Origin of the sequence: Mycobacterium sp. 1164966.3, from assembly GCF_001665395.1 — a bacterium.
Taxonomy (GTDB): domain Bacteria; phylum Actinomycetota; class Actinomycetes; order Mycobacteriales; family Mycobacteriaceae; genus Mycobacterium.
On sequence record NZ_LZSG01000035.1, the window covers coordinates 107,108 to 131,633 of the forward strand.

General features: G+C 65.8%; 24 protein-coding genes and 1 pseudogene. 20 read left to right on the plus strand and 5 right to left on the minus strand.

Features of this window, described 5'->3' with window-relative positions; genetic code table 11:
- From A9W99_RS12535 to A9W99_RS12545, 3 genes are read left to right on the plus strand one after another with little or no spacing between them, the layout of a single operon-like run.
- On the plus strand, positions 1–1,254 hold the full coding sequence (locus tag A9W99_RS12535; RefSeq protein ID WP_067377736.1) for a cysteine desulfurase: 1,254 nt from the start codon (positions 1–3) through the stop codon (positions 1,252–1,254).
- A 16-nt stretch (positions 1,255–1,270) separates the two neighbouring features.
- Positions 1,271–1,738 (plus strand): Fe-S cluster assembly sulfur transfer protein SufU, encoded by a 468-nt coding sequence (gene sufU / locus A9W99_RS12540; protein ID WP_082929972.1) that lies wholly within the window; start codon positions 1,271–1,273, stop codon positions 1,736–1,738.
- Complete coding sequence (locus A9W99_RS12545) at positions 1,713–2,060, plus strand: metal-sulfur cluster assembly factor (RefSeq protein WP_067377741.1); 348 nt, start codon at positions 1,713–1,715, stop codon at positions 2,058–2,060. The genes sufU and A9W99_RS12545 overlap by 26 nt, the downstream gene beginning before the upstream one ends.
- 11 nt (positions 2,061–2,071) lie before the next feature.
- Here A9W99_RS12545 and A9W99_RS12550 read toward each other — a convergent pair whose 3' ends face one another.
- On the minus strand, positions 2,072–2,854 hold the full coding sequence (locus A9W99_RS12550; RefSeq protein WP_172828863.1) for a DUF5666 domain-containing protein: 783 nt from the start codon (positions 2,852–2,854) through the stop codon (positions 2,072–2,074).
- 71 nt (positions 2,855–2,925) lie between these two features.
- Positions 2,926–4,755 carry an acyl-CoA dehydrogenase gene (locus tag A9W99_RS12560; protein WP_067377747.1) on the minus strand — a complete coding sequence of 610 codons (1,830 nt, stop codon included), beginning with the start codon at positions 4,753–4,755 and terminating at the stop codon, positions 2,926–2,928.
- A gap of 180 nt (positions 4,756–4,935) precedes the next feature.
- Between A9W99_RS12560 and trxA the strand changes: the two genes are divergently transcribed.
- From trxA to A9W99_RS12580, 4 genes are all read left to right on the plus strand, one after another.
- Entirely contained in the window at positions 4,936–5,295 is a 360-nt protein-coding gene (gene trxA / locus A9W99_RS12565; protein WP_067377750.1) for a thioredoxin, read from the plus strand.
- 36 nt (positions 5,296–5,331) lie between these two features.
- Positions 5,332–6,141: an enoyl-CoA hydratase gene (locus A9W99_RS12570; RefSeq protein WP_067377753.1), complete on the plus strand. Its 810-nt coding sequence runs from the start codon at positions 5,332–5,334 to the stop codon at positions 6,139–6,141.
- A gap of 17 nt (positions 6,142–6,158) precedes the next feature.
- Positions 6,159–7,787, plus strand: coding sequence for an ABC-F family ATP-binding cassette domain-containing protein (locus A9W99_RS12575; protein ID WP_067377755.1), 1,629 nt, complete (start codon positions 6,159–6,161; stop codon positions 7,785–7,787).
- Positions 7,788–7,892: 105 nt separating this feature from the next.
- Entirely contained in the window at positions 7,893–8,129 is a 237-nt protein-coding gene (locus A9W99_RS12580; protein ID WP_067377758.1) for a helix-turn-helix domain-containing protein, read from the plus strand.
- A 44-nt stretch (positions 8,130–8,173) separates the two neighbouring features.
- Here A9W99_RS12580 and A9W99_RS12585 read toward each other — a convergent pair whose 3' ends face one another.
- Together A9W99_RS12585 and A9W99_RS12590 are read right to left on the minus strand one after the other, a co-directional pair.
- Positions 8,174–8,737, minus strand: a complete 564-nt coding sequence (locus A9W99_RS12585) for a TetR/AcrR family transcriptional regulator (RefSeq protein ID WP_067377762.1) — start codon at positions 8,735–8,737, stop codon at positions 8,174–8,176.
- 18 nt (positions 8,738–8,755) lie between these two features.
- Complete coding sequence (locus A9W99_RS12590) at positions 8,756–11,605, minus strand: aconitate hydratase (RefSeq protein WP_156623076.1); 2,850 nt, start codon at positions 11,603–11,605, stop codon at positions 8,756–8,758.
- Between the two features lie 376 nt (positions 11,606–11,981).
- Here A9W99_RS12590 and A9W99_RS12595 point away from each other — a divergent pair, with 376 nt between their 5' ends.
- From A9W99_RS12595 to A9W99_RS12635, 9 genes are all read left to right on the plus strand, one after another.
- Entirely contained in the window at positions 11,982–12,521 is a 540-nt protein-coding gene (locus A9W99_RS12595) for a DUF6676 family protein (protein WP_067377767.1), read from the plus strand.
- A 248-nt stretch (positions 12,522–12,769) separates the two neighbouring features.
- Entirely contained in the window at positions 12,770–14,197 is a 1,428-nt protein-coding gene (ripA, locus tag A9W99_RS12600; RefSeq protein WP_067377769.1) for an NlpC/P60 family peptidoglycan endopeptidase RipA, read from the plus strand.
- Positions 14,198–14,206: 9 nt separating this feature from the next.
- The gene (gene ripB, locus A9W99_RS12605) at positions 14,207–14,920 is read left to right on the plus strand and encodes an NlpC/P60 family peptidoglycan endopeptidase RipB (protein WP_067377772.1); all 714 of its coding nucleotides are present in this window, start codon (positions 14,207–14,209) and stop codon (positions 14,918–14,920) included.
- A 172-nt stretch (positions 14,921–15,092) separates the two neighbouring features.
- Entirely contained in the window at positions 15,093–16,217 is a 1,125-nt protein-coding gene (locus A9W99_RS12610) for a MoxR family ATPase (protein WP_067377775.1), read from the plus strand.
- Entirely contained in the window at positions 16,214–17,176 is a 963-nt protein-coding gene (locus tag A9W99_RS12615; protein WP_067377778.1) for a DUF58 domain-containing protein, read from the plus strand. The genes A9W99_RS12610 and A9W99_RS12615 overlap by 4 nt, the downstream gene beginning before the upstream one ends.
- Entirely contained in the window at positions 17,173–18,180 is a 1,008-nt protein-coding gene (locus A9W99_RS12620) for a VWA domain-containing protein (RefSeq protein WP_067377781.1), read from the plus strand. Before A9W99_RS12615 ends, A9W99_RS12620 begins: the two co-directional genes overlap by 4 nt.
- Positions 18,181–18,473: 293 nt before the next feature.
- On the plus strand, positions 18,474–19,235 hold the full coding sequence (gene fabG1, locus A9W99_RS12625) for a 3-oxoacyl-ACP reductase FabG1 (RefSeq protein ID WP_067377784.1): 762 nt from the start codon (positions 18,474–18,476) through the stop codon (positions 19,233–19,235).
- 15 nt (positions 19,236–19,250) lie between these two features.
- Positions 19,251–20,060 (plus strand): NADH-dependent enoyl-ACP reductase InhA, encoded by an 810-nt coding sequence (gene inhA / locus A9W99_RS12630; protein WP_067377787.1) that lies wholly within the window; start codon positions 19,251–19,253, stop codon positions 20,058–20,060.
- A 6-nt stretch (positions 20,061–20,066) separates the two neighbouring features.
- A complete protein-coding gene (locus A9W99_RS12635; protein WP_067377790.1) occupies positions 20,067–21,119 on the plus strand; it encodes a ferrochelatase in 1,053 nt (350 codons plus the stop codon).
- Positions 21,120–21,408: 289 nt separating this feature from the next.
- Here A9W99_RS12635 and A9W99_RS12640 read toward each other — a convergent pair whose 3' ends face one another.
- Positions 21,409–22,266: a hypothetical protein gene (locus A9W99_RS12640; RefSeq protein WP_067377841.1), complete on the minus strand. Its 858-nt coding sequence runs from the start codon at positions 22,264–22,266 to the stop codon at positions 21,409–21,411.
- 57 nt (positions 22,267–22,323) lie between these two features.
- Here A9W99_RS12640 and A9W99_RS12645 point away from each other — a divergent pair, with 57 nt between their 5' ends.
- The 4 genes and pseudogenes from A9W99_RS12645 to A9W99_RS27770 form a co-directional block, all read left to right on the plus strand.
- Positions 22,324–22,758, plus strand: a complete 435-nt coding sequence (locus A9W99_RS12645) for an NfeD family protein (RefSeq protein WP_067377792.1) — start codon at positions 22,324–22,326, stop codon at positions 22,756–22,758.
- 66 nt (positions 22,759–22,824) lie between these two features.
- A complete protein-coding gene (locus tag A9W99_RS12650; RefSeq protein WP_067377795.1) occupies positions 22,825–23,946 on the plus strand; it encodes an SPFH domain-containing protein in 1,122 nt (373 codons plus the stop codon).
- A 9-nt stretch (positions 23,947–23,955) separates the two neighbouring features.
- The gene (locus A9W99_RS12655) at positions 23,956–24,312 is read left to right on the plus strand and encodes a DoxX family protein (RefSeq protein WP_067377798.1); all 357 of its coding nucleotides are present in this window, start codon (positions 23,956–23,958) and stop codon (positions 24,310–24,312) included.
- A gap of 130 nt (positions 24,313–24,442) precedes the next feature.
- Positions 24,443–24,526: pseudogene (locus tag A9W99_RS27770) on the plus strand (hypothetical protein); the annotation flags it as partial.

The following is a 24,526-nucleotide window of genomic DNA, read 5'->3' on the forward strand; positions in this document are numbered from 1 at the left end:
ATGAATGCCTCTGTGACGCCGCTTGACATTGCGGCGATCCGTGCCGATTTCCCGATTCTGAAGCGTGTCATGCGCGGCGGAAAACAGTTGGCTTATCTGGATTCCGGTGCGACGGCTCAGCGCCCGCTGCAGGTCCTGGACGCCGAGCGCGAGTTCCTGACGACCTCCAACGGCGGGGTACACCGCGGAGCGCATCAGTTGATGGAAGAGGCCACCGACGCCTACGAGCAGGGACGCGCCGAGATCGCGGCCTTCGTCGGCGCCGACGCAGACGAGCTGGTGTTCACCAAGAATGCCACCGAATCACTCAATGTCGTCTCGTATGTGCTGGGCGACAACCGTTTCGAGCGCGCCGTCGGACCCGGTGACGTTATCGTCACCACCGAACTCGAACACCACGCCAACCTGGTCCCGTGGCAGGAGCTGGCCCGACGCAGCGGAGCCACCTTGCGCTGGTACGGCGTCACCGACGAGGGCCGTATCGACCTGGACTCGCTGCAACTCGACGAACGCGTCAAAGTCATTGCCTTCAGCCATCATTCGAATGTGACGGGCGTGCTGGGGCCGGTGCACGAACTGGTCTCCCGCGCCAAAGAAGTTGGTGCGCTCACCGTGCTGGACGCCTGCCAGTCGGTGCCGCACCGGCCGGTCGACCTGCACGCGCTGAACGTCGACTTCGCCGCGTTCTCCGGCCATAAAATGCTGGGCCCCAACGGGATCGGGGTGCTGTACGCTCGCCGTGAACTGCTGGAAGCAATGCCGCCGTTTCTCACCGGCGGTTCCATGATCGAGACGGTCGCCATGGAAGGCTCAACCTATGCACCGCCGCCGCAACGGTTCGAGGCCGGTACCCCGATGACTTCTCAGGTCGTCGGGTTGGCCGCGGCGGCAAAATATTTGGGCGCCATCGGCATGGAGGCGGCCGAGACTCACGAACGCGAGCTGGTAACCGCTGCGCTGGCGGGCCTGTCCGGAATCGACGGTGTCCGCATCATCGGACCGGCATCCATGGAAAACCGTGGCTCGCCGGTGTCATTCGTCGTCGACGGCGTGCATGCGCACGACGTCGGGCAGGTGCTCGACGACGACGGTGTGGCCGTGCGAGTCGGGCATCACTGCGCTCTGCCGCTGCACCGCAGGTTCGGCCTGGCGGCCACCGCGCGCGCGTCGTTCGCGGTGTACAACACGCTCGACGAGGTCGACCGCCTGGTGGCAGGTGTGCGGCGTGCGCTGGACTTCTTCGGGGGGGCCTGACGTGCGCCTGGAGCAGATGTATCAGGACGTGATCCTCGATCACTACAAACATCCGCATCGTCGCGGGTTACGAGAACCGTTCGGCGTCGAGGTTTTTCACGTCAACCCGATATGCGGCGACGAGGTCACGCTGCGGGTCGCGCTGTCTGACGACGGCGCCGGCGTTGCCGACGTCTCCTACGACGGGCAGGGCTGTTCGATCAGCCAGGCCTCGACGTCGGTGCTCGCCGAGCAGGTGATCGGTCAGAGCGTGCCGGAGGCGCTGAAGACCATCGAGGCGTTCACCGAAATGGTGTCCTCGCGCGGAAACGTCCCGGGCGACGAGGCGATCCTGGGCGACGGAGTAGCGTTCGCCGGTGTAGCCAAATACCCGGCGCGGGTGAAGTGCGCGTTGCTCGGATGGATGGCTTTCAAAGATGCATTGGTCCAGGCCAGCGCGGCCCGGGAGGAGGTCAAGGATGAGCGAAGCCAGCGCACCGGATGACGAATTGCTGTTTGACCTCGAAGAGGCCATGCGCGACGTCGTCGACCCCGAGTTGGGGATCAACGTCGTCGACCTGGGACTCGTCTACGGCATGGGTGTCGAGCAGGGCGACGACGGCACCGTCGCGCTGATAGACATGACGCTGACATCGGCGGCGTGCCCGTTGACCGATGTCATCGAAGACCAGTCGCGCAGCGCGCTGGTCGGCAGCGGCCTGGTCAGCGACCTGCGGATCAACTGGGTGTGGAACCCGCCGTGGGGGCCGGACAAGATCACCGAGGACGGGCGCGAACAGCTGCGCGCCCTGGGCTTCACCGTCTGAAATCCACGCAACTAGTCGCGCCCGCATTTACCGTTGTTGGCCGGTCGCAAGTTGATCGTCGTCGCCTGCAACGCGCCGGCACTGTCCTTGGTGCCCTTGGCTGTCATGCACTTGCCCTGAGCGATCGCCTGGGTGTCGGCCGGTGCCCGCTTGGTGTATCTGGTCTTGTCGTCGACCATCACTGCGGTCTGTGAGGGATTGCCGTTCGCATCGGTGCCGGTGACGTTGATGGTGTTACCCGAAACGGAGGCAACGGTGCCGGCGACGTCCGGCTTCTTTCCAGACGGGGTAGACGGACTGGGCGTCGGCGACGGGCTGGATGGTGCAGTAGTCGTCGAATCCGGCGCAGACTCCTTGCCCGTCGGGCATTTGCCGTCAACGGCCTGGCTGACGCGCACGGTTGCCGCGGTGATCGGCTTGCCGCCATGAGACCCGTGGGCCGACCGGATGCTGACGCAGCTGCCCGGGGTGACGTCGGTCAGCGCTGCCGTGCTGACCTCGGTGACTTTGGTTGACCCGGTGAAGTTGACCGTCGCATTACCGCTTTTCTGGGTGACCTGCGCGGAGCTGCCCGACACCGACGCGATCAGCCCGCTTACCTGCGCCTCACCACTTGGCGGCGTAGCAGAGGGCGTGTTGGCACCCGAGGTCCCAGGGGAGGCCGCGGTGGTCCCTGCTGACGAGGTCGCGCTCGGTGGGTTGCTGGTCGAGCTGCAAGCCGCGAGGGAAAGCGCGGTGGCGCCGGTCACGGCGAGGATCGCGACCCGGCTCAGTCGCGCCGACATGGCAGACATCAACGTATCTCCGTTCGTGAGGTGATCTCGACGATCGGGTTTACCTCACGGACCTGTGCGCAGACTGTGTGTTAGAAGGCTTCCTCGGGCAGCCTCATGATCTCGTCGTCGATCGAATCGATGATGCCGCGCAACGACGTCAGCCTGGGCAACATGTTCTTCGCGAAGAACGCGGCGGTCGCGATCTTGCCCTGATAGAAGGCTTCGTCGCCGGCAGTGGGCCCGCCCTCCAGCGCGGCGCGCGCGATGTCGGCCTGCGCCAGCAGTCGCCAGCCGATGAGCAGGTCGGCGACTGCCAGCAGATATCGAACGGAGGCGAGGCCGACCTTGTAAATCTCGGTGGGCTGTTCGGCGGCGGACATCAGGTACCCGGTCAGCGCACCCGTCATCGCCGTCACGTCTTCGAGAGCCGTTTGCAGGAACTCGACTTGCGGCTTCAGCGACTCATGACAGTGCTCAATGGTGTGGTTGATTTGGGCGGTCACATGCTGCAGCGCCTGACCGTGGTCACGAACGATCTTGCGGAAGAAGAAGTCCAGGGCCTGGATGGCGGTGGTGCCCTCGTAGAGCGAGTCGATCTTGGAGTCGCGCAGGTACTGTTCGATCGGGTAGTCGGTCAGGAAGCCCGAGCCGCCCAGCGTCTGCAGCGATTCGGTCAGGATCTCGAAGGCCCGTTCCGAGCTCGCGCCCTTGACGATTGGCAACAGCAGATCGTCGACGCGGTGTGCCATGTCCGGGTCTGCACCCGAAACCCGTTGTGCGACTTCGTTATCCTGGTGTGCTGCCGCATACAGATACAGTGCCCGCAGACCCTCGGCGTAGGCCTTCTGCGTCATCAGGCTGCGGCGCACGTCGGGGTGGTGCATGATCGTGACGCGCGGCGCGGTCTTGTCGGTCATCTGCGTCATATCCGCGCCTTGAATCCGCTCTTTCGCATAGGCCAGGGCGTTCAAGTAGCCGGTGGACAGTGTGCCGGACGCCTTGACGCCGATGGTCATGCGGGCGCTCTCGATCACGGTGAACATCTGCGCGATTCCGTTGTGCACATCGCCCACCAGGTAGCCGACCGCCGGCACATCGGTTGCGCCAAAAGTCAATTCGCACGTCGGCGACGACTTCAGACCCATCTTGTGTTCCAGCCCGGTGACGAAAACCCCATTGCGGGAACCGAGTTGGAAGGTCTCGGGATCGAAGAGGTAGTTCGGCACGTAGAACAGGCTCAAACCTTTGGTACCCGGACCGGCGCCTTCGGGCCGGGCCAGCACCAGATGAAAGATGTTCTCGGCGGTATCGCCGACGTCTCCGCCGGAGATGAACCGTTTGACGCCCTCGATGTGCCAAGTCCCGTCGGGCTGCTGGATGGCTTTGGTCCGGCCGGCACCCACGTCGGAGCCCGCATCGGGTTCGGTGAGCACCATGGTGGCCTGCCAGCCGCGCTCCATGCCTTCGGCCGCCCAACGTTTCTGCTCCTCATTGCCCTCGATGTAGAGCGCTCGCGCCATCGGTGGGCCCAGGAGGAAGAAGCAGGCAGAGGGATTGGCGCAGTAGATCAGCTCGTTGACCGCCCAGGTCAGCGGCGGCGGAGCGGCGATGCCACCGATCTCCTCGGGCAACCCCAGTCGCCACCACCCGGCTTCTTTGATCGCCTCGACCGACTTGGCCAGCTCGGCCGGCACGCTGATGGAATGTGTGGTCGGGTCGAATACCGGTGGGTTGCGGTCGGCGTGGGCAAACGATTCGGCGATCGGTCCTTCAGCCAGGCGAGCGGCTTCCGTCAAAATTGTCCGGACGGTGTCGGCGTCCAGGTCGCTGTACTGTCCGGTGCCCAGGACAGCGCCTACGTCGAGGACCTCGAACAGGTTGAACTCGAGATCGCGGACGTTGGCGATGTAGTGGCCCAAGGCAGTTACCTCGCTGATCGGTGAAGAAGGCGTCTGATCGTGTGCTAAGTGTGTCTGACTTGGGAAAATGTACGCAACCGTAACCTGCGAGCAGCGGTGCTGAGCCGTCGCGCCAGCTGCTTCAGTTGCTCGCCCATGAGGGCCGGGAACAATAGGATCGTCGCCCTGCGTTACCGGGACGTGACTACCCAAGACCTCACTGCTGAGCAGTTCAACGAAACCATCAACAGCAACGACATCGTGCTGGTCGACTTCTGGGCATCCTGGTGCGGACCGTGCCGGGCATTCGCGCCGACATTCGAGGCGTCGTCGCGGAAGCACCCCGACGTGGTGCATGCCAAAGTCGACACCGAAGCCGAACAGCAGCTGGCCGCGGCGGCCCAGATCCGGTCCATTCCCACGCTGATGGCGTTCAAGAAGGGCAAGCTGTTGTTCAACCAGCCCGGGGCCCTGCCGCCGGCAGCGCTGGAGGACTTGGTACAGCAGGTCAAGGCTTTCGACGTGGACGCCGCAGAAGTGCAAGAACCGCGAGAAGTCTGACGCAGCGCCGTCTCAGACACGCGCTACCTTTCTAAGGTGAATTTGGTCCTCGTTGAACACCCGCGCCCCGGGGTCGCACTGATAACCCTCAACCGGCCCGAGCGGATGAACTCGATGGCGTTCGACGTCATGGTGCCACTCAAGGAGGCGCTGGAGCAGGTCACCTACGACAATTCCGTGCGGGTGGTCGTGCTGACCGGTGCGGGCCGGGGGTTCTCCTCCGGTGCCGATCACAAGTCCGCGGGGACGGTGCCCAACGTCGAAGGTCTGACCAGGCCGACGTATGCGCTGCGATCCATGGAGCTACTCGACGACGTCATCCTGGCGCTGCGCCGGCTGCACCAGCCGGTGATCGCCGCGGTCAACGGGCCGGCCATCGGCGGCGGACTGTGCCTTGCGCTGGCCGCCGACATCCGGGTGGCCTCGACCACCGCCTATTTTCGGGCCGCCGGCATCAACAACGGGCTGACCGCCAGCGAACTGGGGCTGAGCTACCTGCTGCCCAGGGCTATCGGGTCCTCACGCGCGTTCGAGATCATGCTGACCGGCCGCGACGTCAGCGCCGAGGAGGCCGAGCGGATCGGCCTGGTGTCGAATCAGGTGCCGGAGGGCCAGCTGCTCGACACCTGCTATGCGATCGCGGCGCGGATCGCGATGTTCTCCCGCCCGGGAATCGAGTTGACCAAACGCACACTGTGGAGTGGACTGGACGCCGGTAGCCTGGAAGGGCATATGCAAGCCGAAGGCTTGGGACAGCTTTTCGTCCGTCTGCTCACCGCCAACTTCGAAGAAGCGGTTGCCGCGCGCGCGGAACGACGACCGCCGGTATTCACCGACGACAAGTAACCAACGGGAGCTCGATCGTGATCACGGCTACGGACCTGGAGGTCCGCGCTGGGGCTCGTATCCTGCTCTCGCCCGACGGGCCGGCCCTGCGGGTACAGCCCGGCGACCGCATCGGATTGGTCGGCCGCAACGGCGCGGGCAAGACCACCACGCTGCGGATCCTGGCCGGTGAAACCGAACCATACGCGGGGTCAGTCACCCGAACGGGCGAAATCGGTTACCTGCCACAGGATCCCAAAGGGGGCGACCTCGACGTGCTGGCCCGCGACCGGGTATTGTCCGCCCGCGGGTTGGACGTGCTGCTGACCGACCTTGAGAAGCAGCAGGCACTGATGGCCGAGGTTGCCGACGACGACGCACGCGATCGCGCGATCCGTCGTTACGGTCAGCTCGAGGAACGTTTCGTCGCGCTCGGCGGCTACGGTGCCGAAAGCGAAGCCGGCCGCATCTGCGCCAGCCTCGGCCTGCCCGAACGGGTGCTCACGCAGCAACTGCGCACGCTGTCCGGCGGTCAGCGCCGCCGCGTCGAATTGGCGCGGATCCTGTTCGCCGCATCCGACACCGGCGCTGGATCGTCCACCACACTGCTGCTCGACGAGCCGACCAACCACCTTGACGCGGATTCGCTCGGTTGGCTTCGGGATTTCCTGCGGACCCACACTGGGGGTCTGGTGGTCATCAGCCACAACGTCGACTTGATCGCCGACGTCGTCAACCGGGTGTGGTACCTCGATGCCGTGCGCGGCGAGGTCGACATCTACAACATGGGGTGGCAGAAGTATCTCGACGCCCGGGCCACCGACGAACAGCGTCGCCGCCGGGAACGCACCAACGCCGAACGCAAGGCGGCGGCGCTGCGTACCCAGGCCGCCAAGCTGGGCGCCAAGGCCACCAAAGCCGTTGCGGCGCAAAACATGTTGCGTCGCGCGGATCGGATGATGGCCGCGCTGGACGAAGAGCGGGTCGCCGACAAGGTGGCGCGGATCAAGTTCCCGACGCCGGCCGCGTGCGGTCGCACGCCGCTGGTGGCCCGGGCCTTGAGCAAGAGTTACGGGTCACTTGAGGTGTTCACCGGTGTCGATCTGGCTATCGACCGCGGTTCGCGGGTGGTGGTGCTGGGACTCAACGGCGCCGGCAAGACCACCCTGCTGCGACTGCTGGCCGGCGTCGAGAAGCCCGACACCGGGGTGTTCGAACCCGGACACGGTTTGCGCATCGGTTATTTCGCGCAGGAGCACGACACTCTGGACAACGACGCGACCGTCTGGCAGAACATCCGGCACGCCGCACCCGAATCCGGCGAACAGGATCTGCGCGGCCTGCTCGGGGCATTCATGTTCAGCGGTCCGCAGCTGGACCAACCCGCGGGCACGCTGTCCGGTGGAGAGAAAACCCGGCTCGCGCTCGCCGGCCTGGTGGCGTCCACGGCCAACGTCTTGTTGCTCGACGAGCCGACCAACAACCTCGACCCCGCCTCCCGCGAGCAAGTGCTCGACGCGCTGCGCAGCTATCGCGGCGCGGTGGTACTGGTGACGCACGACCCCGGGGCTGCCGAGGCGCTGGACCCGCAGCGCGTCGTGCTGTTGCCCGATGGCACCGAGGGCTATTGGTCCGACGAGTACCGGGACCTCATCGAGCTGGCCTGATTAATTGCCGGGCCGCAAACAGTTTCGGCGAAACCGCCGCGCTATCGGCGACAGCTTTCTACGCTAAGTGCTTGCCGATCGTGTTGCGCCGTGGAGGGGGGCCCCGTGAGAAACCCGACCAGGAAGTCGAAGAAGACACGCGATCAGGTGTTGCACGAACTGCGCGATGCCTATGAAGGCGGGGCCAGCATCCGCAAGCTGGTGGCCACCACCGGCAGGTCATACGGATCCGTGCACAGCATGCTGCTCGAATCGGGCACCACGATGCGCGGCCGCGGCGGCCCGAACCACGTTCGCGTCGCGGCTAGGCCACCCGTGCCGAGCAGACGCAAACTTTCCTAATACCGCGGCGTGTCGGGGGATTTTGCGTCTGCTCGCGAGTGAAATCAGTGGCGCCGCACCGAGTTTTCCACCAGATCGAGGACAGCGGTGAGCCGTTGCGGGTCTTCGCCTGACGCCAGCCGGGCCACCAGCCCGTCCAGCACCAGTTCCAGATAGCACTGCAACACGTCGCCCGGAACGTCGTCGCGTACCCGGTGGGCCTCCTTCTGTCTGCGCAGCCGATCGGTCGTCGCCGCGGCCAGCTCCGCGGACCGTTCCGCCCATCCGCGGCTGAACTCGGGGTCGTTGCGCAGCTTGCGGGCGATCTCCAACCTGGTGGCCAGCCAGTCGAACTGCTCTGGGGCGGCGAGCATGTCGCGCATCACCTGGATCAGGCCCTCGCGTGACGCGACGTCGGCCATCCGTTCCGCGTCCTGGTGTGCCAGCTCGAAAAACAGCGCATCCTTGTCCCGGAAGTGATGGAAGATCGCGCCGCGCGACATTCCGATCGCCTGTTCCAGACGCCGGACTGTCGCTTTGTCGTAGCCGTATTCGGCGAAGCAACGGCGAGCGCCGTCGAGGATCTGACGGCGGCGAGCCGCCAAGTGGTCCTCGCTGACCTTGGGCACGATTGGCCGAGTCCGGGGTCAGCCGGACTTCAGCATGTTGCGCAGCACGTACTGCAGGATGCCGCCGTTGCGGTAGTAGTCGGCCTCGCCGGGGGTGTCGATGCGAACCTTGGCATCGAACTCCACCACATTGGCGGGGTCCCCGCCGGTTTCCTTGCTGGCTTTGACCTTCACCGTCTTGGGCGTCTTGCCGTTGTTCAGCTCCTCGATGCCGGTGATGTCGAAGACTTCGGTGCCGTCCAGACCCAGCGACTCGGCGGACTCCCCGTCGGGGAACTGCAGCGGGATGACCCCCATGCCGATCAAGTTGGAGCGGTGGATGCGCTCGAACGACTCGGTGATCACCGCGCGCACACCCAACAGCAACGTGCCCTTGGCCGCCCAGTCGCGAGAGGAGCCGGACCCGTATTCCTTGCCGCCCAACACCACCAGCGGAATGTCTTCTGCCGCATAGTTTTGCGCCGCATCGTAGATGAACGCCTGGGGTGCGTCATCCTGAGTGAAGTCGCGCGTGTAGCCACCGGCAACGTCGTCGAGCAGTTGGTTGCGCAGCCGGATGTTGGCGAACGTGCCGCGAATCATCACCTCGTGATTGCCGCGGCGCGAGCCGAAGGAGTTGTAGTCCTTGCGTTCCACGCCGTGCTCGTCGAGATACTGCGCGGCTGGGGTGCCCGGCTTTATGGCGCCGGCGGGGGAGATGTGGTCGGTGGTCACCGAGTCACCCAGCAGCGCCAGCACCCGAGCGCCTTTGATGTCGCTGACCGGCTCAGGCTCCGCCGACATTCCCTCGAAGTACGGCGGCTTGCGCACGTACGTCGAATCTTGGTCCCACTCAAAGGTATTGCCGCTCGGGGTCGGCAGGTTGCGCCAGCGCTCGTCGCCCTTGAACACGTCGGCGTAGTTCTTGGTGAACATCTCCTGGTTGATCGCCGATGCGATGGTGTCGGAGACGTCCTGCTGGGAGGGCCAAATGTCTTTCAGGAAGACGTCATTGCCGTCTTCGTCGGTCCCGAGCGGCTGCTCGTCGAAGTCGAAGTCCATGGTTCCGGCGAGCGCGTAGGCGACCACCAGTGGCGGCGAGGCCAGGTAGTTCATCTTGACGTCGGGGTTGATGCGGCCTTCGAAGTTGCGGTTGCCGGACAACACGGCGGCGACCGAAAGATCGTTGTCGTTGACCGCCTTCGAGATCTCCTCGGGCAGCGGGCCGGAGTTGCCGATACAGGTGGTGCAGCCGTAGCCGACAAGGTAGAAGCCGAGCTTTTCCAGGTACGGCCACAGGCCGGCCTTGTCGTAGTAGTCGTTGACCACCTGCGAGCCCGGCGCCATCGTCGTCTTCACCCAAGGCTTGGCAGCCAGCCCCTTCTCGACGGCGTTGCGGGCCAACAGCGCTGCGCCCAGCATCACCTCGGGGTTGGAGGTGTTGGTGCACGACGTGACCGCGGCGATCACCACCGCGCCGTGGTCGAGCACGAATTCGCCGAGTTCGTCGGACTTGACGGTTACCGGGCTGCTCACCCGGCCCTTGGCGTTCTTGGCGGCCGATTCCACCTTGTCGGCGTGGTCGTCGGCATGGCCGTTCGACGGTTGGCCCGGATCGCTGGCCGGGAACGACTCGTCGACCGTTTCGTCGAGCTTGGAGTACTCCTTCTTGTCGGGGTCGTCACCGACGTAGTCGCAAATCTGTTCGCGGAAGGTGGATTTGGCGTCCTTCAGCGCGATGCGGTCCTGCGGGCGCTTCGGCCCGGCGATTGACGGCACCACGTCGGACAGGTCGAGCTCGAGGTATTCGGAGAACTTCGGCTCGTGCTTGGGGTCGTGCCACATGCCTTGCTCTTTGGCGTACGCCTCGACCAGCGCCACTTGCTTGTCGCTGCGGCCGGTGAACTTCAGATACGAGATAGTTTCTTCGTCGATCGGGAAAATGGCTGCGGTGGAACCGAATTCGGGGCTCATGTTGCCCAGTGTGGCGCGATTGGCCAGCGGCACCTCGGCCACGCCCTCGCCGTAGAACTCGACGAACTTGCCGACGACGCCGTGCTTGCGCAGCATTTCGGTGACGGTCAGCACGACGTCGGTGGCCGTGACGGCCGGCTGGATCTCACCGGTCAGCTTGAAGCCGACGACCCGCGGGATGAGCATCGACACCGGCTGGCCGAGCATGGCGGCCTCGGCTTCGATACCACCCACGCCCCAGCCGAGCACCCCGAGGCCGTTGACCATCGTGGTATGCGAGTCGGTGCCCACGCAGGTGTCGGGGTAGGCAGTTGTTTTTCCCTCGCCGTCGGCGCGGGACATGACCACCCGCGCCAGGTATTCGATGTTGACCTGATGCACGATCCCTGTCCCCGGGGGGACCACCTTGAAGTCGTCGAATGCGCCCTGCCCCCAGCGCAGGAACTGGTAGCGCTCACCATTGCGCTGGTACTCGATCTCGACATTGCGCTCGAAGGCGTCCTCCCGGCCGAACAGGTCGGCGATCACGGAGTGATCGATCACCAGGTCGGCCGGCGCCAGCGGGTTGACCTTCTCGGGCTTGCCGCCCAAATCGCCGATGGCCTCGCGCATGGTGGCCAAATCCACGATGCAGGGCACGCCGGTGAAGTCCTGCATGACCACGCGCGCCGGCGTGTACTGGATCTCGATGCTGGGCTCTGCGTCGGGATCCCAGTTGGCGATGGCCTCGATGTGTTCTTTGGTGATGTTGCTGCCGTCCTCGTTGCGCAGCAAATTCTCGGCCAGGACCTTGAGGCTGTAGGGGAGTTTCTTGGTGTTGGGGACGGCGTCGAGACGGTAGATCTGGTAACTCTTATCGCCGACCTCGAGGGTGTCGCGGGCTCCGAACGAGTTCACCGAATCTTTGCTAGTCACATCAACTCCCGGGATTTAGTTCTTCCGCCGACGGGCTGGTCGACGGGGCAGTGCTACTTTAACAGTACGCTTGTCCTGCAATAGCGAGCACTCATCGTTCAGTCTTGTCGGGCGGGGCGCGCGTGGGAAGCCTTTCCGGTGACTCGCCGAGCCGGTCAACTGGGGTGAATTCTTGGCTTTCAGCGTGAAACGTGGGCTTGGCGTGTGCATCCCGGGCGGAGAAATCGCCGAATCGACGCGGTGAGCTCACACCCAACGCCCTGGATTCACACCGAACGCCCAGAGTTCACCGCGAAAGCCGTCAGGCAATGTCGCGACGGCCGGCACGCAACCACCGCCTCGGCAGCAGGCCGTGCCAGTCGCGTACGGTGCCTGTATGACCGGGCACCTGCTGCCGCTTTACATCCCGCACGACGTGGACATGACCTTGATCAAGGCCCAGGTGAAGGCGAGCGGTGTCAGCGCGCCGCCGGAGGCGATGCCGGGGCTGCTACGGGTTCTCGACAAGGCGCACGGCGAAGGCATCAACCTCAAGATCGTGCTGCTCGACCACAACCCGCCCAATGACACTCCGCTGCGGGACATCGCCACCGTGGTCGGCGCCGACTACCCGGATTCGACGGTGCTGACGCTCAGCCCCAGCTTCGTCGGCAGCTACAGCACGCACTATCCGCGAGTCACGCTCGAGGCCGGCGAAGACCACTCCAAGACGGGCAATCCCGTGCAGTCGGCGAATAACTTTTTGCACGAGTTGGAAACTCCGGAGTTTCCCTGGACTGGGTTGACGATTTTCCTGCTGCTAGGGGTGTTGGCCGCGGCGGTCGGAACTCGATTCATGCGGCTGCGCAGCCGCCGATCAGCAACCTCGACGCAAGCTGACGAAACCGACGTGGAAGAACCCGCCCAAGGCGTTTAAGCACGCGCTTTCATCGTTTCCGGACATCCCAGGACCGGCCCGGCGAGCTCTGCGCATTCTGCGCGGCAAACGCCGCAGATCACCATTCGGTCACATTAAACACACTTCCAGAACGCAGTTCGTGACTCACGTTTCCACGGCGTCAGATGTGACGTACGGTGCAAATGATGCTCCTGTTGTCTTTGGCGCTTTGTGTGAAAAATGTGACCTGCGCCGCCCGTGTGCGTTAAGCCGTAGGAGACCTGCGAATGAGACGGAACCGTCGTGGCTGTGTTCCGCGACCAGCCGCAAGGTTGGTCCGGCCGGCCATTCCGTCGATCCTGAGCGTGGTCCTGCTGGTTTGCTCGACCGGGCTGGCGGCCGGTCCGGGCTCAGCCGATCCCGGTGCGGACACGATGGGCGCGCTGATCGCCGAGGTCGCCAAGGCCAACCAGCGGCTGGAAGATCTGAGCGCCGAAATCCAGACCGAACAACAAAGCGTCAACAAGGCACTGGTCGACGTGGAGACCGCACGTGACAACGCCAGCGCCGCCCAGCACGAGCTCGAGACCAGCCAGCAGTCGGTCAAAGACGCCAACACGGCTATCGCCGCCGCCCAACGACGGTTCAACGGTTTCGCGGCGGCCACCTACATGGGCGGCCCGCCGGGCAGCTACCTGAGCGCGAAAAGCCCCGACGAGATCATCGCCACCGCCGCTGCCGCTCAGACCCTGACCGCCGGCTCCAAGACGATGATGGCCAACCTGATGCGCGCCCGAACGGAACAGGTGAACAAGGAGTCCGCGGCGCGACTGGCCAAGCAGAAGGCGGACAAGGCGGCCGCCGATGCCAAGTCCAGCCAGGAAGCCGCGGTGAAAGCCCTCACCGAAACCCAGGGCAAGTTCGACCAACAACGCGAGCAGGTGAACCGCCTTGCCGCCGAACGTGATGCGGCACAGGCCAGGCTCGAAGCGGCCCGCTGGTCTGCCGGAGGCGGGACCCCCGCGGTGCCGGCGTCGGGCGACCGTTGGGATCCCGGAGCACCTGGGGGACCGCCGCCCGGCGGCCGCATGTGGGACGGTTGGGACCCCACGTTGCCGGCGATTCCCAGCGCCAACGTTCCCGGCGACCCGATCGCGGTGATCAACCAGGTGCTGGGTGTGTCGGCCACGTCGACCCAGGTCACCGCCCAGATGGGGCGCAACTTCCTGCAGCAGATCGGCATCCTCAAGCCCAACGACACCGGCATCACCAATGCGCCCAGCGGTCCGAGCCGGATTCCGCGGGTCTATGGACGTCAGGCTTCCGAGTACGTGATCCGGCGCGGGATGTCGCAGATCGGGGTGCCCTATTCCTGGGGAGGCGGAAACGCGGCCGGGCCGAGCAAGGGGATCGACTCCGGCGCCGGCATCACCGGCTTCGACTGCTCGGGCCTGGTCCTGTACTCGTTCGCCGGGGTGGGCATCAAGCTGCCGCACTACTCGGGTTCGCAATACAACATGGGCCGCAAGATCCCGTCTGCGCAGATGCGCCGCGGCGACGTCATCTTCTACGGCCCGGGCGGTAGCCAGCACGTGACGATCTACCTCGGCGACGGTCAGATGCTCGAGGCTCCCGACGTCGGCTTGAAGGTGCGCGTCGCGCCGGTGCGCACCAGTGGCATGACGCCCTTCGTGGTCCGCTACATCGATTTCTGACGAGGAGCTATGTGCCGCAGACTGTTTCACCTGGTCAACCTGGCCTGGATCACCACCGTGGTGACCGGGCTGCTCTTCTCGGTGGCGCCGGGCGCCACCGCCGATCCGGGCCAGTGGGACCCCACCCTGCCGGCAACGATCAGTGCCGGGGCGCCCGGCGATCCGCTCGCCGTCGCCAACGCCTCCCTGCAGGCCACGGCTCAAGCCACTCAGACCACGTTCGACTTGGGTAAGCAGTTCCTCGGCGGGCTCGGCATCAACCTCGGCGGTGCCCCGGCCGCCGAGACCACCAGCCCCAGCCGGATCCCCCGGGCCAACGGGCGGCAGGCCATCGAGTACGTGATTCGGCGGGCCGGCTCTCAGATGGGCGTTCCCTATTCCTGGGGGGGTGGCTCGCTGGAGGGCCCGAGTAAGGGTGTCGGCGACGGCGCCAACATCAACGGCTTCGACTGCTCAGGCCTGATGCGCTACGCCTTCGCCGGGGTCGGCGTGCTGATCCCGCGGTTCTCCGGCGACCAGTACAACGCCGGCCGCCACATCCCGCAGAACGAGGCCAGGCGCGGTGACCTGATCTTTTACGGTCCGAACGGCAGCCAGCACGTCACGTTGTACCTGGGCAACGGCCAGATGCTGGAGGCATCCAGTCTCGCTGGCAAGGTCACCGTGAGCCCAGTGCGCAAGCCCGGAATGACGCCGTTTCTGACCCGGATCATCGAGTACTGACCCCGCGGAGTGGGGTTGACTTGCCCCGCGAGCACGTTCAGGGTCGCGGCGCTGGGACCGGTGGCGTCGACGGAATCCAAGCGGCCTGGAATAGTTGAACGCGGGCACGTCGCTGCCCCGCGACATTCGGTCGTGTTGGCAGTCGTGTCTGAATGAGCTGTGGAGGGTGTTGATGACATCAGCAGGTGGGTTGCCCCCGGGCGGTTACCCGGGCGCGGGCGCCCATGAGGCAGGCGCAGGTGGCCCGGGCGGGGCCGACGGGTTGGCCGCCGAGGTACACACGCTGGAACGGGCCATCTTCGAGGTCAAGCGGATCATTGTCGGCCAGGACCAGCTCGTGGAGCGGATGCTGGTCGGGTTGTTGTCCAAAGGCCACGTGTTGCTCGAGGGTGTGCCCGGTGTGGCCAAGACGCTGGCCGTCGAGACCTTCGCCCGCGTAGTCGGTGGAACGTTCTCGCGCATCCAGTTCACCCCCGACCTGGTGCCGACCGACATCATCGGTACCCGCATCTACCGGCAGGGCAAGGAAGAGTTCGACACCGAGCTCGGGCCGGTGGTTGCCAACTTCCTGCTCGCCGACGAGATCAACCGAGCGCCGGCGAAGGTGCAGTCGGCGTTGCTGGAGGTCATGCAGGAACGCAAGGTGTCCATCGGCGGTAAGACTTTCCCGCTGCCCAACCCCTTCCTGGTGATGGCCACGCAGAACCCGATCGAGCATGAGGGCGTCTATCCGCTGCCGGAGGCGCAGCGTGACCGCTTCCTGTTCAAGATCAATGTCGGCTACCCGTCGCCGGAGGAAGAGCGCGAGATCATCTACCGGATGGGTGTGCGGCCGCCGGAGCCCAAGCAGATCCTGAACACCGGTGACCTGGTCCGGTTGCAGGACGTCGCGGCCAACAACTTCGTCCACCACGCCCTGGTCGACTATGTGGTGCGGGTGGTGTTCGCCACCCGCAATCCCGAGCAGCTCGGCATGAACGACGTCAAGAGCTGGGTCGCGTTCGGTGCGTCCCCACGCGCATCGCTGGGCATCATCGCCTCGGCGCGGTCGCTGGCGCTAGTGCGGGGCCGCGACTACGTCATCCCGCAGGATGTCGTCGACGTCATCCCCGACGTGCTGCGCCACCGGTTGGTGCTCACCTACGACGCGCTTGCCGACGAGATCTCGTCGGAGATCGTCATCAACCGGGTCCTGCAGACCGTCGCCATGCCGCAGATCAATGCCGTTCCGCAGCAAGGACATTCGGTGAGTCCGGTGATGCAGACCGCGACCGCCGCAACCGTCGCCGGTCGGTGACGGAATCCAAGGCGCCGCCGGCGAACGCGGCTCGTCATCCGCCGTCGATGCAGCGCGGCGATATCGATGACCCGAAGCTGGCGGCAGCACTGCGCACCCTCGAGCTGACCGTCACACGCAAGCTCGACGGCGTCCTGCACGGCGATCACCTTGGCCTGATACCGGGCCCGGGTTCGGAGCCGGGGGAGTCGCGCCTGTACCAGCCCGGCGACGACGTGCGCCGGATGGACTGGTCGGTGACAGCGCGCACCACCCATCCCCACGTCCGGCAGATGATCGCCGACCGCGAACTGGAGACCTGGCTGGTCGTCGACCTGTCGGCCAGCCTGGACTTCGGCACCGCCTTCTGCGAGAAGCGCGACCTGGCGGTGGCCGCGGCGGCCGCCATCAACTTCCTCAACAGCGGTGGCGGCAACCGGTTTGGTGCGCTGATCGACAACGGCGCGACCATCACGCGGGTGCCGGCTCGCAGCGGGCGCCAGCATCAGCACACGCTGCTGCGCACCATCGCGACCATGCCCAAGGCGCCGCAGGGAGTGCGTGGTGATCTGGGCAGAACCATCGACGCGCTGCGCCGGCCCCAGCGCCGCCGCGGGATGGCCGTCATCATCAGCGATTTCCTGGGGCCGATCAACTGGACTCGTCCGCTGCGCGGGATAGCCGGACGGCACGAGGTGCTGGGCATCGAGGTGCTCGATCCCCGCGACGTCGAGCTTCCCGACGTCGGCGAGGTCGTCCTGCAGGACGCTGAGACCGGAGCCACCCGCGAGTACACCATCGACGCGCAATTGCGTGACGACTTCGCCAGGGCCGCCGCGGCTCATCGTGCTGAGGTGGCGCGCACGCTGCGCAGCTGCGGTGCGCCGCTGTTGACGCTGCGCACCGACCGGGACTGGATCGCCGACATCGTGCGTTTCGTAGAGTCCCGCAGGCGGGGCGCGTTGGCGGGACGCCAGTGACGCTGCCGCTGCTCGGACCGATGACGCTGTCCGGCTTCGCACACGCCTGGTATTTCCTTTTCCTTCTGGTGGTCGTGGGCGTGGCCGTGCTGTACGTGGTGATGCAGCTGGCCCGCCAACGTCGGATGCTGCGGTTCGCCAACACCGAGCTGCTGGACAGCGTCGCCCCCAAGCGGCCCAACCAGTGGCGGCACGTGCCGGCAGTCCTGCTGGTGCTGTCGTTGCTGCTGTTCACCATCGCGATGGCGGGGCCGACGACCGACGTCCAGATTCCGCGCAACCGTGCGGTGGTGATGCTGGTGATCGACGTGTCGCAGTCGATGCGCGCCACCGACGTCGCACCCAACCGGATGGCTGCCGCGCAGGAGGCTGCCAAGCAGTTCGCCGACGAGCTGACCCCGGGTATCAACCTGGGGCTTATCGCTTATGCGGGCACCGCGACCGTGCTGGTGCAGCCGACCACAAACCGCGGCGCGACCAAGGCCGGCCTGGACAAATTGCAGTTCGCCGACCGCACCGCCACCGGGGAGGCCATCTTCACCGCCCTGCAAGCCATCGCCACCGTCGGTGCGGTGATCGGCGGCGGCGACACCCCGCCCCCGGCGCGCATCGTGTTGTTCTCCGACGGCAAGGAGACGATGCCGACCAACCCGGACAACCCGAAGGGTGCCTACACCGCCGCGCGTACCGCCAAGGATCAGGGCGTGCCGATTTCGACGATCTCGTTCGGCACCCCCTACGGGTTCGTCGAAATCAACGATCAGCGTCAGCCGGTGCCTGTCGACGACGAGACGATGAAGAAGGTGGCCCAGCTTTCCGGCGGTAATGCCTACAGCGCCGCGACCCTGCAGGAGTTGAAGGAGGTGTACGCGACGCTGCAGGAGCAGATCGGCCACGAGACGATCAAGGGCGACGTCAGTGTCGGGTGGCTGCGATTGGGCTCGCTGGTGCTGGCGCTGGCAGCGTTGGCGGCGTTGTTGATCAACCGCCGGCTGCCGAACTGAGCGGCCGGGCGCAGGCAACATCCGTATTCTCGGGCGTTGGGTGTGAATCCCGGGCCTTGCGGGTGAACGCATGGCGGGATTCCGGCGATTTTTCCCGCGCGGGATTCACTGCCAACGCCGAGGATTCACAGCCGAAGCCGTCATTACACACGCTGCGCCTACGAGCGGGACTGGTGAAACGTCCGGACCGCCAGGCGCGACCTCTGGCGTGAGTAAACCGTCACACCCGGACCCGAACCAGGCACCCGCGAGCCGATTTCAGTCCTACCGCGCCGGGACGATAGGTTGTCGGGGTGACTGACACAGCCACCGAAACTGCCAACGACACGGCCGGGGGAAGGCCCCCTTTCGTATCCCGCTCTGTGCTGGTGACGGGCGGAAACCGGGGAATCGGCCTGGCCATAGCACAGCGGCTGGCGGCCGACGGTCACAAGGTGGCCGTCACGCACCGCGGGTCGGGCGCGCCGGAGGGGCTGTTCGGGGTCGAGTGCGACGTCACCGACAACGATGCCGTCGATCGCGCGTTCAAAGAGGTCGAGGAACACCAGGGTTCGGTCGAGGTGCTGGTGGCCAATGCTGGCCTATCCGCGGACGCGTTCCTCATCCGGATGACCGAGGAGAGGTTCGAAAAGGTCATCGACGCCAACCTCACCGGGGCGTTCCGGGTGGCTCAGCGGGCCTCGCGCAGCATGCAGCGAAAGCGGTTCGGCCGAATGATTTTCATAGGTTCGGTATCCGGCACGTGGGGCATCGGCAACCAGGCCAATTACGCAGCCTCGAAGGCCGGCGTGATCGGCATGGCCCGATCCATCTCCCGGGAGTTGTCGAAGGCCAACGTGACCGCGAATGTGGTCGCCCCGGGCTACATCGACACCGATATGACCCGAGCGCTGGATGAGCGAATCCAAAAGGGGGCATTGGAGTTCATACCGGCGAAGCGCATCGGTACCGCCGCCGAGGTCGCCGGAGCGGTCAGCTTCCTGGCGTCCGAGGATGCCAGTTACATCTCCGGTGCGGTTATCCCGGTCGACGGCGGCATGGGCATGGGCCACTAACTTCGAAGGACGGACATGGCAGGACTGCTCGAAGGCAAACGAATCCTGATCACCGGGATCATCACCGACTCGTCGATCGCATTTCACATTGCCCGGGTGGCCCAGGAGCAAGGCGCTCAACTGGTGCTGACCGGCTTTGACCGGCTGCGGCTGATCCAGCGCATCGTGGACCGGCTGCCGGAAAAGGCGCCGCTGCTAGAGCTCGACGTACAGAACGAGGAGCATTTGGCGACTCTTGCCGACCGGGTCACGGAGGTGATCGGGGAGGGCAACAAGCTCGACGGTGTGGTGCACTCGATCGGCTTCATGCCGCAGACCGGAATGGGCATCAACCCTTTCTTCGACGCGCCATACGAGGACGTCTCCAAAGGCATCCACATCTCGGCGTATTCCTACGCCTCGCTGGCCAAGGCGCTGCTGCCGATCATGAACCCCGGCGGTGGCATTGTCGGCATGGACTTCGACCCGACCCGGGCGATGCCGGCCTACAACTGGATGACCGTTGCCAAGAGCGCGCTCGAATCGGTCAATCGATTCGTGGCCCGCGAAGCCGGCAAGTACGGTGTTCGCTCGAATCTCGTTGCGGCGGGGCCTATCCGGACGCTGGCGATGGCCGCAATCGTCGGCGGTGCGCTCGGCGACGAGGCCGGCGCCCAGATAAAGCTGCTCGAGGACGGCTGGGACCAGCGGGCGCCGCTGGGCTGGAACATGAAGGATCCGACGCCGGTCGCCAAGACGGTGTGCGCGCTGCTTTCGGACTGGTTGCCGGCCACGACGGGGACCGTGATCTTCGCCGACGGCGGTGCGGCTACCCAATTGCTGTAGCCGGCAATGCTTTTCGATGCCGTCCTGTTGTTGTCCTTTGGCGGCCCGGAGGGCCCCGAGCAGGTGCGGCCGTTTCTGGAGAATGTCACGCGGGGCCGTGACGTGCCCGCCGAGCGGCTGGACGCCGTGGCCGAGCACTATATGCATTTCGGCGGCGTATCACCGATCAACGGGATCAACCGCGCGCTGATTACCGAACTGCGGGCGGCACAGGACCTACCGGTGTACTTCGGCAACCGCAACTGGGAGCCCTACGTAGAAGACACCGTTGCGGCCATGCGCGACAACGCTATTCGCCGTGCAGCGGTGTTCACTACATCGGCGTGGAGCGGCTATTCCAGTTGCACGCAGTATGTCGAGGACATCGCCCGGGCCCGACGGTCGGCTGGTCTGGATGCACCCGAACTGGTAAAGCTCCGGCCGTATTTCGACCATCCCCTCTTCGTCGAGATGTTCGCCGAAGCGATCGCCGCGGCTGCCGGAACCGTGCCTGCTGATGCGCGGTTGGTCTTCACGGCACATTCCATTCCCGTCGCCGCTGACCGGCGCTGCGGTCCCAACCTCTACAGCAGCCAAGTCGCTTACGCCGCAAGGCTGGTCGCGGGAGCTGCGGGATACGCGGACTACGACCTGGCCTGGCAGTCGAGATCTGGCCCGCCGCAGGTTCCCTGGCTGGAGCCCGACGTTGCCGACCATCTCGCGGCGTTGGCGCAGGCGGGAACGAAGTCCGTGATCGTCTGTCCCGTCGGCTTCGTCGCCGACCACATCGAGGTGGTCTGGGACCTCGACCACGAGCTGCGATTACAGGCGGAGGCGGCGGGTATGGCATTCGCCCGGGCCGCCACTCCCAACGCTGATCGCCGATTCGCCGCGCTGGCTGCGGATTTGATCGACGAGCTGCGGAGCGGCCGCGCGCCGACCCGGGTCAGCGGGCCCGATCCGGTGCCCGGGTGTCTGGCCAGCAGCAACGGTGAGCCGTGCCGTCCACCGCACTGCGTCGCATCCGTCGGCGAAGCTGCGCGCGGGGGGTCGGGTGGCGGGTCGCCACCATCGAGCTAGTGGTGATCGCAAGCGCGGCGAAGCCGCGCGCCGCGGTCGCCACCGTTGAGGCCGGGACATCGCCTGGGCATTGCTCCCCTGCGTGTGAAACGTGGGCGTTGGGAGTGAAACGTCGGCGTTGGGCGTGAAACCAGGGCGAGAAAATCGCCCAGATGCCGCCCTGGTTTCACCGGGAAATCCCTGGATTCACACCAGAAGCCATGGGTTCACGCTTAAAGCCCTGGGCTCACGCCAAAAGCCCTGGGCTCACGCCAAAAGCTGCCCGTTCACCCCGACAGACAACCGTCCACTAACCGGGCCAGGCCGAACGCAGGATCGCGCTGACAGCGGCCATACGCGCCGAGCGCACCACCGCCGCAAGCGGCCGCAGCGCATCACTGGCTATCTGCGTTTCCGACGACGAATTTCCAGTCGGCAACCGGCTCAGCCCGGCGCTGACCGCGATGATCGCGTCCACGTGCGAGGCGTTCTCCAAAACTCGCAATGCGCGTGGCGGTGCATGGTCGGGAATCCGGTGCTGCCGAGAGGATTCCAGCATCTGCTCGACCAGGCCCCGTGGGTCGGCGACATCGCTCGCGGCACACCCCAGGCCGATGCTGCCCAGGGCGTCGGCGGCCGAGCGCACCGCCGAACGCAGCGCGTATTCGGCGTCGCCCAATTCGTGATGCTCGTACGCGGAGGCGCCCGGCAGCGAGTACACCATCCAAGTCAGCGCGCACAATTCGGGTGAATCGTCGTCGGAGCCGGCTTCGCCGTAACCGAACTCCGGCACCAGTCCGATGGCGGTTGCCGGGGCGTCGGGGTCGGTGACGATCACCGCCTCACCCACGGCAAGCGCATCGCGCTCGAACTGCGTGCCCGGCGCCAGCCCCCGCACGTCACCGGGCACCGGCAACACGACATTCACGGTTCCGTGCATCCGGGCCCGACCGACTGCTGCCCGCAGCGTCTGCAGCAGCGAGACGGTGCCCGCATCATGCACGTCGGGCCAGGGCAGACCGGTGTGGCCTGCCGCGACCGCATCATAGGCGGTCACCGATTGCGTTGGCGCCCAGAGTGATAAGGCGTCGAGGACGTCGTCGGGCGCGGCCTTGCCGGCCAGCCAGGCGTTGGCCCATAGCGACAGCGAAACACTTGGACACCACATGATCTCGCAGTGTAGTTGTTCGTCCCCGCGAAGGCTGATCACGCGTATTCTGACCGCATGCCCGTCGCGCTGATCTGGCTGACCTTCGCCCTGGTGCTGGCCGGTGCAGAAGCGCTGACCGGCGATATGTTCTTGTTGATGCTCAGCGGTGGCGCGCTTGCCGCGGCCGGGACCAGCTGGCTGACTGATTGGCCGCTGTGGGCCGACGGCGTGACGTTCCTGGTGGTCTCGGTTCTGTTGCTGGCATTGGTGCGGCCCTCGCTGCGGCGGCGGCTGACGCCCGCGACGAAAATCCAGACCGGCGTCAAGGCACTCGAGGGCAAGCAGGCGTTGGTGCTTGATCGGGTGGCCAGCCAGGAGGGCCAAGTAAAACTTGACGGCCAAGTGTGGACGGCACGCCCGATGAACGACGGCGACGTCTACGAGCCTGGAGAGTCGGTGACCGTGATCCACATCGACGGTGCCACGGCAGTGGTATTCAAAAACGTCTAAGCGGTCTTCAAGAACGAATAACCCTGCGAGAAAGGAACTTTGGTGGGTCCGGGTGGAACTCTTCTAGTGGTGTTTTTCGTCGTCCTGGTGATCTTCACGATCGTGGTGGTCGCCAAGTCGATTGCGCTGATCCCGCAGGCCGAGGCCGCGGTGATCGAACGGCTCGGCCGGTACAGCCGCACCGTCAGTGGGCAGCTGACGTTGCTGGTGCCGTTCATCGACCGGATCCGGGCCCGGGTGGACCTGCGCGAGCGGGTGGTGTCCTTCCCGCCGCAGCCGGTCATTACCGAGGACAACCTGACTCTCAACATCGACACGGTGGTCTACTTCCAGGTCACCGTGCCGCAGGCGGCGGTCTATGAAATCAGCAATTACATCGTCGGCGTCGAGCAGCTCACCACGACCACGCTGCGCAACGTGGTCGGCGGCATGACGCTGGAGCAGACCCTGACTTCGCGCGACCAGATCAACACCAAGCTGCGCGGTGTGCTCGACGAGGCCACCGGCCGCTGGGGTCTACGTGTCGCGCGAGTGGAGTTGCGCAGCATCGACCCGCCGCCCTCGATCCAGGCCTCGATGGAAAAGCAAATGAAGGCCGACCGGGAGAAGCGGGCGATGATCTTGACCGCCGAAGGCACCCGGGAGGCGGCGATCAAGCAAGCCGAAGGCAACAAGCAGGCGCAGATCCTGGCCGCCGAGGGCGCCAAGCAGGCCGCCATCCTGGCCGCTGAGGCCGACCGGCAGTCCCGCATGCTGCGGGCCCAGGGTGAGCGCGCCGCGGCCTACCTGCGAGCGCAGGGGCAGGCCAAGGCGATCGAGAAGACGTTTGCTGCGATCAAGGCCGGCCGGCCCACCCCCGAGATGCTGGCCTACCAGTACTTGCAGACCCTTCCGGAAATGGCGCGCGGCGACGCCAACAAGGTGTGGGTGGTGCCCAGCGACTTCAGCGCGGCGCTGCAGGGATTCACGCGATTGCTGGGCGCGCCGGGCGAGGACGGCGTTTTCCGGTTCCAGCCGTCTCCGGTCGAGGACGCGCCCCGCCATGCCACCGACGACGACGCCGAAGTCGCCGACTGGTTCTCCACCGAAACCGACCCGGCGATCGCCCAGGCGGTGGCCAAGGCCGAGGCGATAGCGCGCCAGCCCGTGGACGGTCCGCCGGGAGTACCGCCGCAGCTGACCCAATAGGATTGCGCAATGAGTGCTTTGACTTCACCGAAAACCTATGCGGCCCTTGCTGCTTTCCAGGCGGGCGACGCGGTGGCTTGCGCCGTCCCGCTGCCGCCCATCAAGCAGTCCTTGGACACGGTCGGGCTCCCGGTCAACGTGCGCCCGGTCCTGCCGGTGGTCAAGGCCGTCTCGGCAGTCGGTCTGCTGTCGGTGAACCGGTTCCCCGCGTTGGCGAGGCTGACGACGGCATTGCTGACGTTGTATTTCGTTTGTGCACTCGGGGCGCACATCCGGGTGCGGGACAAGGTGGTCAACGCCCTTCCGGCGGCGTCGTTCCTGGCGCTGTTCGCGGCGATGACGGCGAAGGGTCCGGACACGCCGTGAGTTTGGCGAGCAGACGCAGAATCGCACGCGCAGCGCGATTCTGCGGCCGCGCGCCCCGTCAGCTGCTCAGCGCTGACCGCCCGCTGGCGGTGTCGGCGACGCCGGTGACTGCGCGGGCGGCGGCGGTGGCGTCACACCCGGCGAGCCCACCCCCGAGATGCTGGCCTACCAGTACTTGCAGACCCTTCCGGAAATGGCGCGCGGCGACGGCACG

Excerpts from the sequence above, each read along its gene's own strand:
- A9W99_RS12545 (WP_067377741.1), top strand. The coding sequence starts at position 1,713 with ATGAGCGAAGCCAGCGCACCGGATGACGAATTGCTGTTTGACCTCGAA.
- ripA (WP_067377769.1), top strand. The coding sequence starts at position 12,770 with ATGAGACGGAACCGTCGTGGCTGTGTTCCGCGACCAGCCGCAAGGTTG.
- A9W99_RS12640 (WP_067377841.1), bottom strand. The coding sequence starts at position 22,266 with ATGTGGTGTCCAAGTGTTTCGCTGTCGCTATGGGCCAACGCCTGGCTG.
- sufU (WP_082929972.1), top strand. The coding sequence starts at position 1,271 with ATGTATCAGGACGTGATCCTCGATCACTACAAACATCCGCATCGTCGC.
- ripB (WP_067377772.1), top strand. The coding sequence starts at position 14,207 with ATGTGCCGCAGACTGTTTCACCTGGTCAACCTGGCCTGGATCACCACC.
- A9W99_RS12635 (WP_067377790.1), top strand. The coding sequence starts at position 20,067 with ATGCTTTTCGATGCCGTCCTGTTGTTGTCCTTTGGCGGCCCGGAGGGC.
- A9W99_RS12655 (WP_067377798.1), top strand. The coding sequence starts at position 23,956 with ATGAGTGCTTTGACTTCACCGAAAACCTATGCGGCCCTTGCTGCTTTC.
- A9W99_RS12535 (WP_067377736.1), top strand. The coding sequence starts at position 1 with ATGAATGCCTCTGTGACGCCGCTTGACATTGCGGCGATCCGTGCCGAT.
- A9W99_RS12645 (WP_067377792.1), top strand. The coding sequence starts at position 22,324 with ATGCCCGTCGCGCTGATCTGGCTGACCTTCGCCCTGGTGCTGGCCGGT.
- A9W99_RS12595 (WP_067377767.1), top strand. The coding sequence starts at position 11,982 with ATGACCGGGCACCTGCTGCCGCTTTACATCCCGCACGACGTGGACATG.
- inhA (WP_067377787.1), top strand. The coding sequence starts at position 19,251 with ATGGCAGGACTGCTCGAAGGCAAACGAATCCTGATCACCGGGATCATC.
- A9W99_RS12610 (WP_067377775.1), top strand. The coding sequence starts at position 15,093 with ATGACATCAGCAGGTGGGTTGCCCCCGGGCGGTTACCCGGGCGCGGGC.
- A9W99_RS12550 (WP_172828863.1), bottom strand. The coding sequence starts at position 2,854 with ATGTCTGCCATGTCGGCGCGACTGAGCCGGGTCGCGATCCTCGCCGTG.